Consider the following 14,085-nt stretch of genomic DNA (forward strand, 5'->3'; position numbering starts at 1 on the left):
GGCATGATGGAACTCTCGGTTTGGCTCGGACTCGCCGGATTCTTCGCAGCGAACTTTCTCGCTGCGAGCAGCGGCGCCGTGTTCAAGCCGGGGGCTTGGTACGACGGGCTGGCCAAGCCCTGGTGGAACCCGCCGAAATGGGCGTTCCCCGTGGTCTGGACAATTTTGTTCATCATGATCTCGGTGTCCGGCTGGCTCGTCTGGCGTGCAGGCGGCTGGACTCCGGCGCTCGGTGTCTACGGGGCACAGCTGGTGATCAACGCTGGCTGGTCCGCCATCTTTTTCGGCATGCACCGGATCGGGCTTGCAATGCTCGAGTTGCTACTGCTCTGGGCGTCGATCCTGGCCACGATGGTCATGTTCTACCCCATCGAGCCGATCGCCACCTGGCTCCTTGCACCCTATCTTCTTTGGGTGACGATTGCCGGTTGCCTGAATTTCTCCATCTGGCGACTCAACGCGGCACCTGCGGCACGCAGTTCTCCGGATCCAGGGCGCGCATGACGTAGTCGCGCAGCTCGGGGCGGTATTCCTCCCAAAGCGCGCGCATTGCCGGCAGCGGCGCCTCCGCCCAGTCAATCCGGAGGTCGACGAGGGCGAAGCTCTCCCTTTCCACCACCAGCAGATGCGCCGAGCGGACCGCGCCGTGTTCGCCACCCGCAGCCTCCCCGGCTTCGAGCGCGCGCAGCAGCCGTTCGGCGAGCAATTCGCCAGCGCTGGCAAGGAAAGCCTCTGCCATGGCCTGCGGCACCGCGCTGCTCGCGAGGATATTGCCGATCGCGACGACGTCGAGCCCATGCGCGACGCCGCGCTCGGGCTTGACCAACGCGCCGTCGAAATGCGCGGTCGCGCCCGTGACATCGATCGCCGCCAACTGGCGGTAGCGATGGTGCGGCGTGGAGCCGACCAGCCCCGCGATGGTCTCCTCGGCGGTGCAGCCGGAGCGCAATAGGTCGAGCCCGCGCGGGCCCAGGCGCGGGTCGGTGCGGTGCTGCGTCAGCACGCCCCCGACCCCCGCCGCGCAGAACGCCACCCGCGCGCCCACCGCGATGCCGGACGTGGTCACGGCCGCCCCGAACGCACCGGTCTCGGCGCAGCGTGCGAGCAGGGAGTAGGTCATTCAATAGCCTCGCAAAGGGTCATAGAGGTTGGGCAGCGCCTCGCCGCGCCGATGCCGCGCCATGACCTCGGCCACATAAGCGGCACGTTCCCGCCGGCTCGGCAGGCTCGCGCAGTGCGGCGTCACCGTCACCTTGGGGTGCGCCCAGACCGGGCTGTCGGCGGCCAGCGGCTCGGGGTCGAAGACGTCGATTACCGCACCGGAGAGCTGCCCGGCATCGAGCGCGGCGAGGATGTCCGGGATCACCGCCTGCGTCCCGCGGCCGGCGAGAATCAGCCCGGCGCCAGGCTTCGCGCAGGCCAGCAGCGGCGCCGCGATCAGGCCGCGCGTGGCCTCGGTCGCCGGCAACAGCACCACCAGAATGTCGGATTCCGCGAGGAAGGCAGCCAGTTCCGCATCACCGACGAAACTGCGCACGCCGGGGACGAATTTTTCGGTGCGCGACCATCCGACCACGCCGAACCCGAGGCCCTGCAGCATCGTCGCCGCGCGCGTGCCCATCACGCCCAGGCCCATGATCCCCACCACCCGTTCGGGCGCCGTGTTCTCCGGTTCGAAATAATCCCATCGCGAAGCGGCCTGCGCGATGGCCAGCCGCCGCTGGTCGCGCAGCAGCCCCAGCGCCGCCCAGGCGACATACTCGCCCATGCGCTGCGCCGCCCCCTCCACCCCCATGCGCACCAGGGGGATGTGCCGCGGCAGTTCGGCGTCGGCGATGATCGCGTCCACTCCCGCGCCGGCGCCGAAGATCACCTCCAGGGCCGGCAGCCGCGCCAGCGCGCCTGGCTCGGGGTCCCAGACGAGGGCATGGGTGATGCGGGCAGGATCGAGCGCCGGGTCGCCCCAGAGCGCAAGCTCAAGCCCCGGCGCCACAGCGGCGAAGGCCGCCTGCCATTCCACGAAAGCCGCCGGCCCGCCGGACTTCACCACAAGCAATTCGCGCATCGCGCATTCCCTCCCTTGTTCCTCCCTTCGCCGCGATTGAAGCCCGCCCGCACGCTCTCGGGAAGGGCGGGGGAATTCATCCCCGGCGCATTTGCCTCTATGACGGATGCCAACCGGAGGAACACGCCCATGGCCAAGCCCACCAAACTGCCGCTGGAGGGCGTTCGCGTCGTCGAATTTTCGCACATGGTCATGGGCCCGACCTGCGGCCTGGTGCTGGCCGATCTCGGGGCCGACGTGATCAAGGTGGAGCCGCCGGGCGGCGACCGCACGCGCGCGCTCACCGCCTCGGGCGCGGGCTTTTTCGCCGCCTTCTGCCGCAACAAGAAGTCCGTGATGCTCGACACTGAGGCACCCGAGGATCTCGCGATGCTGCTGCGCCTGATCGACGGCGCCGACGTGGTGATCGAGAATTTCCGCCCCGGCGGGCTCGACGCCAAGGGACTCGGCTATGCCGCGCTCTCTGAGCGCAACCCGCGGCTGATCTATTGCTCGCTCAAAGGCTACCTGCCCGGCCCCTACGAGAACCGCACCGCGCTCGACGAGGTGGTGCAGATGCAGTCGGGCCTCGCCTACATGACCGGCCCGCCGGGACGGCCGCTGCGCGCGGGCGCCTCGGTGAACGACATGATGGGCGGGATGTTCGGCGCCATCGCCATCCTCGCGGCCCTGCGTCAGCGCGAGGCGACCGGCAAGGGCCAGCACATCCAGTCCGGCCTGTTCGAGAATTCCGCCTTCCTGGTCTCCACCCACATGCTGCAGCAGGCGATCAGCGGTACTGCGCCGCCGCCGATGCCGGGTGGCCGCCGCGCCTGGGGTGTCTACGACATCTTTGACAGCGCCGACGGCGTGCAGGTGTTCGTGGGCGTCGTCACCGACCGGCAATGGGAGGTGTTCACCCGCGCCCTGAACGAGCCGGATCTGGACGACACGCGCTACGCCACCAACAACACCCGCGCCGCGCATCGCGAGATCCTCATCCCGCTGGTCGCCACACTGCTGAAGAAGCACTCCGCCGCCGCCATCGAGGCGATGTGCGAGAAAGCAGGACTGCCCTTCTCGCGCATCAACACGCCCTGGGATCTGTTCGAGGACCCGCACCTTCTCGCCGGGGGCGGGTTGCTGCCGGTGACGCTGCCTGATGGGCGATCGGTGAAGGTGCCGGCGCTGCCTATCCAGTTCGGGGCGGATCGCCTGGGCGTGCGCCACGACTTGCCGCGCATCGGCGAGCACAATGACGAAATCCTCGGCGCGCTGCCACGCGACCGATAGGGGAGACAAGCCCATGCAACGCCGCATGATCCTGGCCGCCACGGCCGCACTCGCCGCACCGCGCATCGCCCGCGCACAGGCCGGCTGGCCGGACCGGCCGATCCGCCTGATCGTTCCCTTCCCGCCGGGCGGCGGCACCGACACGGTCGCGCGCGACCTCGGCACCCGCATGGCGTCCTCGGCCGGCTGGACGATCGTCGCCGACAACCGTCCCGGCGCGGGCGGCGGCATCGGGCTCGACGCCGTCGCGAAATCGCCGCCTGACGGCTACACGATCGGGTTGGGGCAGACCTCGAACCTCGCGATCAACCCGGCGCTGTACCGCACCCTGCCCTATGATCCGCTGCGCGACTTCACCCCGATCGGGATCGTCGCGCGGCAGCCCAACATCATCGTCGTCGCGCGGTCCTCGCCGGTGCGCAACCTCGCGGACTTGATCGCGCTGGCGCGCGCGCGGCCGGGCCAGCTGAGTGCGGGGCATCCCGGCAATGGCACGGTGGGGCATCTGCAGGGCGAGGTGATGAACCGCCGCGCCAATATCGACATCACCCAGGTCCCCTATCGCGGCGCCGGCGGCGTGGTGGCAGACCTGCTGGCCGGGCGGCTCGACGTCTATTCGGCCAATCCGCTTTCGGTGAAGGGCGTGCTGGAATCAGGCGACGTCCGCGCCATCGCCGTCACCTCGGCCACGCGCGCGGCGGCCTTCCCCGACGTGCCGACGCTGATCGAGCAGGGCCTGCCGCTCGAGTTGGTGAACTGGACCGGCCTGGTCGCGCCCGCGCGCCTGCCGGCGCCGATCCTGGCACGGTTGTCCGAGGAGATGCGCAAGGCGTTGGGGAGCGACGAGATCCGCGCGCGCCTCGCCGCCGAGGGCAGCGAGCCGGTCGGCTCCACGCCGGAGGGGTTCCGCGCCTTCCTGGAGACCGAGGTCGCGAAGTGGGGCGCGATCGTGCGCGAGGGCAACATCCAGCTGGATTAGTTTGCGACCTCAGGCGCGATCGCGGCCGTCACGCCGGTGGCATGCCGTCGGCACGAGGCCGCTGGGCTCGCCGCGCGACGGGCGTTCGCGCATTCGCTGTTGCGGTGCGCGCGCAGGGCGCGCCCCGAGTAGCGACCTCAGGCGCCGGTCGCCCCTCTGGCGCGCGCGCGCCGGGCATGGCCCAATGCGGGCAAGAATTGGGAGGATCGACCATGCCGCTCTACAGCCTCGATGGAGCCGCGCCCGAGACCCCCGGCGAGGGCCACTTTTGGGTCGCACCCGACGCCCATGTCATCGGCAAGGTCGTGCTGGGCGAGGATGTCGGCATCTGGTTCGGCGCGGTGCTGCGCGGCGACAATGAACCCCTCGTCATCGGTGCGCGCACCAACATCCAGGAGGGCGCGATGCTGCACGCAGATATGGGCTTCCCGCTCACCATCGGCGCGGATGTCACGGTGGGCCATCACGCCATCCTGCATGGCTGCACGGTGGGGGATGGCGCACTCATCGGCATGGGAGCGACGGTGATGAACGGGGCAGTGATCGGCGCGCACTCCATCGTGGGTGCCAACGCGCTCGTCTCCGAGGGCAAGGTGTTTCCCGAGTATTCACTGATCGTCGGCGCGCCGGCCAAGGCGGTGCGCACGCTCGACGCCGAGGTGGCGACAAAAATCCTCGGTTCGGCCAGCGGCTATGTGCGCAACTGGAAACGCTTTGCCGCCGGCCTCAAGCGCGTTGATTGAAGGGAAGGAAATACGCCCATGACCATCACCCTGGAGCCCGGCCGGCCCAAGCCGATGCCGACACCGGAGACCAAGCACTTCTGGGACGGCGCGAAGGATGGCAAGCTGCTGCTGCAGCGCTGCGGCGATACCGGCCGCGCCTATTTCCCGCCGCGCCCGTTCAGCCCCTACACCGGCACGCGCAACGTCTCCGTCTTCGAGGCGAGCGGGCGCGCCACGCTGCACAGCTACGTCATCCACCACCGCCCGGTGCCCGGCTTCACCCCACCCTACGCGATCGCCGTGGTGGAACTGGAGGAAGGCCCGCGCATGATGACCAACATCGTGGGCTGCCCGCAGACGCCCGAGGCGCTGCCACTCGACCTCGCGCTCGAGGTCGTCTTCGTGCCGATGGATGACGCCATCTCGCTGCCGCTGTTCCGCCCCGCCGCAACACCTGCCGCCGGGCGCACCGGCGTCAGCATGGGGGTCGAGTGATGTCCTACGTTCCCGGCTCCGTCGCGGTCGTAGGTGCGGCCGAGACCACCCACCTCGGCGCAGTGCCGAACCTTTCCGAGATCGGCCTCGCCGCCGATGCCGCGCTCAACGCCATGGCCGATGCCGGACTTAAGCCCGGCGATATCGACGGCATCGCCTGGGTCGGCGCGATGCGCCCGCAGCTGCTCGCGCAGTATCTGGGCATCACGCCGCGCTGGGTGGATGGCACCTCCGTGGGCGGGTGTTCCTTCATGCTCCACGTGCGCCACGCCGCGGCCGCGATCGCCGCGGGCTACTGCAACACCGCGCTGATCTGCCACGGCGAAAGTGGGAAGTCGCGCATCGCCGGCGCCCAGCGACCGCCGGAGCCCGCCACGCTCAACGGCCAGTTCGAGGCCCCCTTCGGCCCGTTCGGCCCGCCGACCCTCTTTCCCATCCCCGTGCTGCGCTACATGAAGACCTATGGCGTGACGGAGGAAATGTTCGCGACCGTCGCGGTGGTGCAGCGCGAATGGGCGGGGAAGAATCCGCGTGCGATGTTCCGCGACCCGATCAGCGTCGACGACGTGCTGAACAGCCGCATGATCGCCTGGCCCTTCCGCATCCTGATGTGCTGCCTGGTCACCGATGGCGGCGGCGCGCTGATCCTGACCAGCGCCGACCGTGCCAAGGATTTTCCGGGCAAGCCGGCTTATATCCTGGGCTCGGGCGAAAGCGTGGAGACGGGTATGATCTCGCAGATGGAGGACTTCACCTCCTCCCGCGCCTTCCGCGTCGCCGGGCCGGAAGCCTTCAAGATGGCCGGCATCGCCCACGCCGATGTCGACCACCTGATGATCTACGACGCCTTTGCGCATCTGCCGCTCTACGGCCTTGAAGACCTCGGCTTCGTGCCGCGCGGCGAGGCCGGGCGCTACATCATGGACCGCAACACCGCCCCCGGCGGCAAGCTGCCGATGAACACCAATGGCGGCGGCCTCTCCTACACCCACACCGGCATGTACGGCATGTTCGCCCTGCAGGAGAGCGTGCGCCAGGTGCGCGGGATCGCCCCCGCGCAGGTGCCCGATGTCGACATCTCCGTCTGCCACGGGGTGGGCGGGATGTTCGGTGCCTCGGGAACGATCATCTTCGGGCGCGACCGGCCGTCCTGAGGCGCCGGGGCGAAGCGCTCCCGCGCTTCGCCCACAGCCGCAGGATCAGACAACTTCTGATTGCATCTATCCCATGAGATGGCGGCAGGGAATCCAACAGCACTGCAAACACGCCGTGAGTCATTGATCCTTCACGAAAACGACCAAGATGCGTTGTTAAGAAGCGGTTACCCCCGGGTCACACACCAAAGCACACGGGGATACGATGCCGGGCACTGACATCACCGCGACGTCCATTTTCACCACCAACCAGTCGACGATCACCGGCGGTGCGGCCAAGGGCTCCGAGGTCAACGCCTTCAGCAGCACGCTGAACCGGCTGTTCGTGCTGGGTGGCTCGGGCATCGACGTGGTGGACCCCACGACCGGCGCGGTCGTCTACGCCATCGGTAAGGCTGATCTCGGTGTGGGTGCCGCCACCGTCGGCACCGGCAACTCGGTCGCGGTCAACACCACCGGCGGCGTCACCCGCATCGCCGTCGCCTTCGACGGTGCGCCCGTCACGGTCGCCAGCGGCACCATCCCCTCGAACGGCGTCGTCGCCATCTTCCAGGTGACCGCGAGCGGCTTCACCCTTGAGCACACCATCCGCCCGAACGAGAGCGCTGCATCCGGCCCGCTCTCCTTCGCCGTGCCGGATATGGTCACCTTCACCCCGGACGGTTCCAAGGTGCTCGTCGCCATCGAGGGCGAGCCCACGGTGAACTACACGCATGACCCGCTGGGTGGCGTCGGCATCATCAATGTCTCGACCGGCGCCATGCAGATCGCGGGCTTCGGCGGCTTCGATGCCGCAACGCTCAACGCCGCCGGCGTGCGCGTGTTCGGCTCGGCGCCCACCGATCTCAACGGCGACGGCGTGGCCGATACCGGCCGCACCGTGACGCCCTTCACCGCCACGGCCGCGGCCGACCTAGAGCCCGAATACATCGCCATCAACGCGGCGGGCACCAAGGCCTATGTCACGCTGCAGGAGGCCAATGCGCTGGCGGTGCTGAACATCGCGACCGGCACCTTCGACCGCATCCAGACCTTCGGCCTCAAGGATTTCAGCCAGGCCGACAGCTACATCGACGCCGCCGACCAGAACGGCGCCTATTTCCCCACGACCTCGCCGGTGAAGGGGCTGTACCAGCCCGACGGCATCGCGACCTTCACCGCGAACGGAAAGACCTACCTGGTCACCGCCAACGAGGGCGACGCGCGCGACTGGGGCAGCTTCGCCGAGGAAGTCCGCGTCGCCAATGCTGGGCTCGACACCGCGGTGTTCCCCAACGCGGCCACCCTGGTGAGCAACGCCAATCTCGGCCGGCTGACCGTGTCCGCCTACACCAACAACCTCGATGCCGACGTGCCGCTCGAGAAGCTCGAAGTGTTCGGCAGCCGCAGCTTCTCCATCTGGGAATACAATGACGCGACCGGCCTGACCCAGGTCTTCGATTCCGGCTCCGCGCTGGACAGCATCATCGCCCGCGACTTCCCCACGCTCTATGATGACGGCCGCGCCGACAACAAGGGTGCGGAGCCCGAGGGCGTGACACTCGGCACCATCGACGGCCAGCTCTTCGCCTTCGTCGGCCTCGAGCGCTACAATGCGGTGTTGAGCTTCGCGATCGACACGACCGGTGCGAAGCCCACGGCAACCTATTCCAGCACCATCCGCGCCACCGGCGACGTGGCACCCGAAGTGTTCAGCTTCTCCGCCGATCCGGGTGGCTCGACCGGCAAGCTGTTCGTCTCCAACGAGACCAGCACCACCACCTCCGCCTTCGCGCTCGACACCGTCGCCGAGCCCACCTTCACCCTGCAGATCCTGCACGCCTCCGACTTCGAGGCCGGCCTGCAGGCGGTGACGCGGGCGCCGAAATTCGCCGCCATCATCGACAAGCTCGAAGACAGCTACGCGAACTCGATCACGCTGGCCTCGGGCGACAACTACATTCCCTCGCCCTTCTTCGCCTCCGAGGGCGACCCCGCGCTGACCCCCGTGCTGCGCGCCTTCTACGAGCAGTATTTCGGCCTGCCCTCCGGCAGCCTCTCGAGCCTCGTGACCGATCTCGGCCGCGTCGACATCGCCATCCTGAACGCCATCGGCATCCAGGCCAGCGCCTTCGGCAACCACGAGTACGACCTCGGCACGCGCACCATCCTCAACGCCATCGACAACACGGCGAACGCGGTCGGGGCCACCACCGGGGCCGGGCGCGTCACGTCGATCGGCGCGCAGTTCCCCTACCTCTCCGCCAATCTCGACTTCTCCTCCGATCCCGACCTGAACAGCATCTTCACCGCCGCGCTGCGCGACGCATCGACCTACGCGACAACCTTGGCCGACTTCGCCTCGGACGCCGCGGTGACGGCGGAGGCCGCCGACCAGCAGATCTCGCCCTGGACCGTCATCACCGAAAATGGCGAGAAGATCGGCGTCATCAGCCTCACGACCCAGCTGCTCGCGACCATCTCCTCGCTCGGCCTGGTGAAGGTGAAGGATCCCTTCGCCGATGGCGGCACCGACAACACCGCCGAGCTCGCCGCGATCGTGCAGCCGCTGATCGACCAGATGACCACGCAGGGCATCAACAAGATCATCCTCGCGACGCACCTGCAGCAGTACCAGCTGGAGCTCGACCTCGCGACCAAGCTGCATGGCGTCGACGTCATCCTCGCCGGCGGCAGCCACGCCGCCTTCGCCGATGCGACGGACGGCTTCCCCGGCGCGCAGAACTACCCGCTGTTCCGCACCGACCTCGACGGCAACTCCACCGCCATCGTCGTCACCGGCAACGAATATTTCGACGTCGGCCGCCTGGTCATCACCTTCGACAGCAACGGCCACATCATTCCCGGCAGCGTCGATGCAAACGTGTCGGGCGCCTATGTCGCCAATGACGCGACCGTCGCCGCACTCTACGGCGCCGGCGAGAACCCCTATGCCGACGGCACCAAGGGTGGCGAGGTCAAGCAGCTCACCGACGCCGTCGGCGCCATCATCGACGCCAAGCTCTCCGTCGTCGCTGGCTATTCGGATGTGTATCTGCAAGGGCAGCGCGCCTTCGTGCGCACGCAGGAGACCAACTTCGGCGACCTGTCGGTCGATGCCAACATCTTCAAGGCGCGCCAGACCGACCCGAACGTGCTGATCGGGATCAAGAACGGCGGCGGCATCCGCGAGGGCATCGGCGTCGTCGGCGACGGCGCAATCCCGACCTATGAGGCGCCGCTCGACGGCAAGGTGACGCAGCTCGACATCGAAAACGCGCTGCGCTTCAACAACGCGCTCTCGATCGTGAGCTTCACGGCGCAGGGCCTCACCGACCTGCTCGAGAACACGCTGCGTGGCGCGACCCCGGGTGCGACGCCCGGTGGCTTCCCCCATATCGGCGGGCTTCGCTTCTCGTTCGACGCGACGCGCGCCGCGGGGGACCGCATTGTCAGCCTCGCCGTCGTCGATGAGGCCGGCAACATCCTCGACACTCTGATCCAGAACGCCCAGCTCGTCGGTGACGCGAACCGCACCTTCCGCACCGTGCTGCTCGACTTCAACATCAACGGCCCGACCGGCGGCGACAACTTCCTCGGCGGCAACGGCGGCGTAACGGTGACCTTCACCAACCGCGTCGACCTGACCAACGTCGCCTCCGGTGCGCGCACCTACACGACCGAGGGCAGCGAGCAGGATGCGCTGGCCGACTACTTCGCGGCCAAGTTCGCAACGCCCGGGACCGCCTTCGACAATCCCGAGACGGTGCAGCAGCTCGATACGCGGATCCAGAACCTCGCCTTCCGCACCGATGGCGTGTTCCAGGCCGCCGCGGTCAACGGCACCGACGCGGGTGACACCTTGTCCGGCTACGGCCTCGACGAGTCGTTCAACACGGCCGGCGGCAATGACCTGGTCGCGGCAGGTGCCGGCAACGACACCATCCTCGGCGGCGATGGCGGCGACACGCTGGGTGGCGATGACGGAAATGACCGCTTCACCGGCGGCGCCGGCAACGACATGATCGATGGCGGCGACGGCACCGACACCGTCGTCTTCACCGGCACCTTCGCCTCGGCGCAGTTCGACAATTCTGGCACCAAGCTGGTTGTGACCGGGCCCGAGGGCACCGATACGCTGCGCAACGTCGAGCAGCTGGTCTTCGCCGACCGCACGATCAACCTCAACGATGGCGACGGCCTGTTCGACAGCCTCTACTACCTGCGCGCCAACCTCGACGTGGCGAATTCGGGCCTCGATCCGATCGTCCATTACCGCCAGTTCGGCGCCAAGGAAGGCCGCGACCCGAACGCCTTCTTCGACACCTCGGGCTACCTGGCGGCGAACAAGGACGTGGCGGCCTCGGGCCTCAACCCGCTCGAACACTTCCGCCTGTTCGGCGCGAAGGAGCAGCGCGACACCTCGGTCGACTTCGACACGGGGCTGTACCTGAAGAACAACCAGGACGTGGCCTCGTCCGGGATCAACGCGCTGGATCACTTCCTGAACTTCGGCCGCGCTGAGGGCCGCGCATCCTACACGGCGATCGGCAAGGCGACGGCGGATGGGTTCGATGCCGAGTTCTATCTGCTGTCCAATGCGGACGTGGCGGCCGCGGGGATCGACCCGCGCGAGCACTTCATCCGCTTCGGTGGCAAGGAAGGCCGTGATCCGAACGTGCTGTTCGACTCCAGCGCCTACCTCGCGAACAATGCGGATGTGAAGGCGTCCGGCCTCGACCCGATGACCCACTACAACCTGTTCGGATTCAAGGAAGGCCGCGACCCCTCGGCCGCCTTCGACACCAGCGCCTATCTGGCGGCGAACCCCGACGTGGCCGCCGCCGGAATCAACCCTCTGACCCACTACCTGAACTTCGGCGTCTATGAAGGCCGGGCCATCGCGGACCAGAGTGCGCTGATCGCCTGATCCGGCGCGATTACGAACCTGGGCGCGGCGGCCTTCGCCGCGCCCAGGCACTTGCGACAGAGCGGCACCGACGGCTCCGGGCTCCGGGCTCCGGGCTCCGGGCTCCGGGCTCGGGCTCGGGCTGGCTCACGGCTAGCCGTGGCGAAAGTTGCGCCGCTTATCCTTCATCCGCCCGTCACGCGCGTGCAATGGCGCGCGCCTAGTGAAAACCCCTCACGCCATCCGGAGACGAGCCCCAATGCGCACCCTGCTGCTCGCAGCGACCGCCGCCATCGCGTTGACCGCGGGCGCCCAGGCCGACCAGCGCTTCGAGGCGACGCTCGCCGGCCACGCGATCCTGCCGGCCGCGACCTTCGTCCCGCCCCCCGCCGGGGCTCCGCCGGGCTTCGCCCTCTCCGGCCGCTTTACCGGCCCGGGCAACCTCCGCAACGACCGCGTGGGCTCGCTCCCGGGCGACACCGGCCCGACCTATGGGCGCCGCATCACCGGCTTGTCGCTGCCATTCCAGGGCCAGCCCGTGCAGGGCTTCTCCGGCATCAAGCCGGTGGGCGACGGCAGCTACTGGGTGCTGACCGACAACGGCTTCGGCGCGCGCCGCAACAGCCCCGACGCGATGCTGATGTTCCATCGGGTGCGTCCCAACTTCGCCACCGGCCAGGTCGCGGTGGAGCGCACCATCTTCCTCTCCGACCCCAACCGCGTGATCGCCTTCCCCATCGCGACCGACGCGACGGAGGCGCGGTTCCTCACGGGTGCGGATTTCGACCCGGAGAGCATCCAGCCGATGCCCGATGGCAGCTTCTGGATCGGCGAGGAGTTCGGCCCCTTCCTGGTGCATGTCGATGCCGAGGGCCGCGTCCTGCGCGTGGTCGAGACCATGCTCGACGGCCAGCCGATACGCTCGCCCGACCACCCCGCGCTGCAGGTGCCCGCCACGCCCACCGCCCCGGTCGCGTTCCGTGCGCGCCGTTCGGGCGGGTATGAGGGCATGGCCGCCTCGCCGGACGGCCGCACGCTGTACGCGCTGCTCGAACAGACCCTGTTCGCGCCCAATTCCGACCAGCCCGAGGGCGCCTTTCTGCGCATCCTGGAATTCTCCACCGAGCGCGCCGCCTGGACCGGCCGGACCATGCGCTACCGGCTGGAGGCGGGTGCGACCAACATCGGCGACTTCAACATGATCGACGACCGCCGCGCTTTGGTGATCGAGCGCGACAATGGCGAGGGCGACCCCGGCCTCGCCTGCGCGCAGGGCGTGGAATCCACCGCCGCGGCCCCCTGCACCCCGCTGCCGGCGCGTTTCAAGCGTATCTACCTCATCGACCTCGGCGACCTCGACGCCGAGGGCTACGTCCGCAAGATCGGCCATATCGACCTGATGGCGATCCAGGACCCCCAGAACCTCGCGCGCCAGCGGGGCGACCGGCCCGCGGGTGCGGCGAACACCGTGCTGACCTTTCCCTTCTTCACCATCGAGAACGTGGCGATGGTCGATGCCGACCACATTATCGTCGGCAACGACAACAACCTGCCCTTCAGCGCCGGCCGCCACTTGCTGCGGGCCGACGACAACGAGTTGATCCTGCTGCGCGTGAGCGAGTTCCTGCGCGCCCGGTGAGGCACGCGGGCCCGTAAGGCTCGGTTCGTCCGCGGGCTGCCCAGGAACCAGCTCGGCCGCGGGCGTTCCCCAGCCTCACGATTTTTCGCCGGGCATCCGCGGCATGGGCGTCAGCGGCACCAGGGACGGTGCGAAGCGCTCGGCGAGATAGCTGCCAGCGGCGATGGCGATGGCCGCCCCGAGCGAGACCGCCACGAGGCTGCGCCAGGCGACTGGTCGCCGCGTCGCCGTGCCTACCTCCACGGCGGTCATCGTCGGCGTGGCCATGGGCTGGTAGAAGCCCCAGACGCCGGCCGAGAGTTCTGCCGCCGCAAAGCGGGTCCGCACCGCGCCCGCTCCAATTTCGTAGACAGAGAACTCGTGGGTCTGCCTCGGATGCGCAGGGTGCGGCAGCGGCACCGGTGCCAGGCCGGTGGGGCGCCATGGCGCCTGCCAGACCGGAAGCCCACCGATGACGAGCGCATCGTTTTCGGCACCGACATGGATGGGCCGCCAGTTGTTGAACGGCGCCGTCTTGTCCGCCGGCCGCAGCCAGCGCCGCGGCACCAGCCCGAGCGCGAAGCCGATCAGGCAGGTCAGGATCCAGGGCAAGGTCGCCATGGCGCTCACGAGCCCCAGCGACACCAGGATCAGGCCGAGCACGCCCTCCCGCTCCGGCCGAGTCACCAGCGCCCACAGGGCATAGCCGGTGAACAGAACCAAGGGCGAGACGAGGTAAAGCAGCGCCGCCCGCCACACCCACCGCCGCGAGACGGCGGCGGTGATCAGCGCCGCCAGTCCCATGCACACCAGCCACCAGAACAGCCCTGACCCCATCCGCCCCGATCCCCCTCTCGCCGACCATAGACCGGAACCCGGGACGGACGCG

The 14,085-nt window shown here is 68.7% G+C and carries 11 protein-coding genes; 8 read left to right on the plus strand and 3 right to left on the minus strand.

What is annotated here, in order from left to right:
• Nucleotides 1-3: 3 nt before the first annotated feature.
• Nucleotides 4-504, plus strand: a complete 501-nt coding sequence (locus tag GXW79_RS02720; protein WP_246503656.1) for a TspO/MBR family protein — start codon at nucleotides 4-6, stop codon at nucleotides 502-504.
• On the opposite strand, the gene GXW79_RS02725 is transcribed toward GXW79_RS02720, so the two are convergent.
• Nucleotides 455-1,120, minus strand: a complete 666-nt coding sequence (locus GXW79_RS02725; RefSeq protein WP_211872690.1) for a DUF1028 domain-containing protein — start codon at nucleotides 1,118-1,120, stop codon at nucleotides 455-457. The two genes, GXW79_RS02720 and GXW79_RS02725, sit on opposite strands and share 50 nt — an antisense overlap.
• Nucleotides 1,121-2,065, minus strand: coding sequence for a 2-hydroxyacid dehydrogenase (locus GXW79_RS02730; protein WP_246503657.1), 945 nt, complete (start codon nucleotides 2,063-2,065; stop codon nucleotides 1,121-1,123).
• A 129-nt stretch (nucleotides 2,066-2,194) separates the two neighbouring features.
• On the opposite strand from GXW79_RS02730, the gene GXW79_RS02735 reads away from it, so the two are divergent.
• From GXW79_RS02735 to GXW79_RS02765, 7 genes are all read left to right on the plus strand, one after another.
• Nucleotides 2,195-3,337 (plus strand): CaiB/BaiF CoA transferase family protein, encoded by a 1,143-nt coding sequence (locus tag GXW79_RS02735; RefSeq protein ID WP_211872691.1) that lies wholly within the window; start codon nucleotides 2,195-2,197, stop codon nucleotides 3,335-3,337.
• A gap of 13 nt (nucleotides 3,338-3,350) precedes the next feature.
• The gene (locus tag GXW79_RS02740) at nucleotides 3,351-4,316 is read left to right on the plus strand and encodes a Bug family tripartite tricarboxylate transporter substrate binding protein (RefSeq protein ID WP_211872692.1); all 966 of its coding nucleotides are present in this window, start codon (nucleotides 3,351-3,353) and stop codon (nucleotides 4,314-4,316) included.
• Between the two features lie 212 nt (nucleotides 4,317-4,528).
• Entirely contained in the window at nucleotides 4,529-5,059 is a 531-nt protein-coding gene (locus tag GXW79_RS02745; RefSeq protein ID WP_211872693.1) for a gamma carbonic anhydrase family protein, read from the plus strand.
• An 18-nt stretch (nucleotides 5,060-5,077) separates the two neighbouring features.
• Nucleotides 5,078-5,536, plus strand: coding sequence for a Zn-ribbon domain-containing OB-fold protein (locus GXW79_RS02750; protein WP_211872694.1), 459 nt, complete (start codon nucleotides 5,078-5,080; stop codon nucleotides 5,534-5,536).
• A complete protein-coding gene (locus GXW79_RS02755; protein WP_211872695.1) occupies nucleotides 5,536-6,690 on the plus strand; it encodes a thiolase C-terminal domain-containing protein in 1,155 nt (384 codons plus the stop codon). Before GXW79_RS02750 ends, GXW79_RS02755 begins: the two co-directional genes overlap by 1 nt.
• 205 nt (nucleotides 6,691-6,895) lie before the next feature.
• Nucleotides 6,896-11,599 carry a choice-of-anchor I family protein gene (locus tag GXW79_RS02760; protein ID WP_211872696.1) on the plus strand — a complete coding sequence of 1,568 codons (4,704 nt, stop codon included), beginning with the start codon at nucleotides 6,896-6,898 and terminating at the stop codon, nucleotides 11,597-11,599.
• Between the two features lie 238 nt (nucleotides 11,600-11,837).
• On the plus strand, nucleotides 11,838-13,217 hold the full coding sequence (locus GXW79_RS02765) for an esterase-like activity of phytase family protein (RefSeq protein ID WP_211872697.1): 1,380 nt from the start codon (nucleotides 11,838-11,840) through the stop codon (nucleotides 13,215-13,217).
• Nucleotides 13,218-13,292: 75 nt separating this feature from the next.
• Here the strand turns inward: GXW79_RS02765 and GXW79_RS02770 are convergent, their stop codons facing one another.
• Nucleotides 13,293-14,033: a hypothetical protein gene (locus GXW79_RS02770; RefSeq protein WP_211872698.1), complete on the minus strand. Its 741-nt coding sequence runs from the start codon at nucleotides 14,031-14,033 to the stop codon at nucleotides 13,293-13,295.
• Between the last annotated feature and the right edge of the window lie 52 nt (nucleotides 14,034-14,085).

Origin of the sequence: Plastoroseomonas arctica, assembly GCF_018128965.1 — a bacterium.
GTDB classification, from domain to species: domain Bacteria; phylum Pseudomonadota; class Alphaproteobacteria; order Acetobacterales; family Acetobacteraceae; genus Plastoroseomonas; species Plastoroseomonas arctica.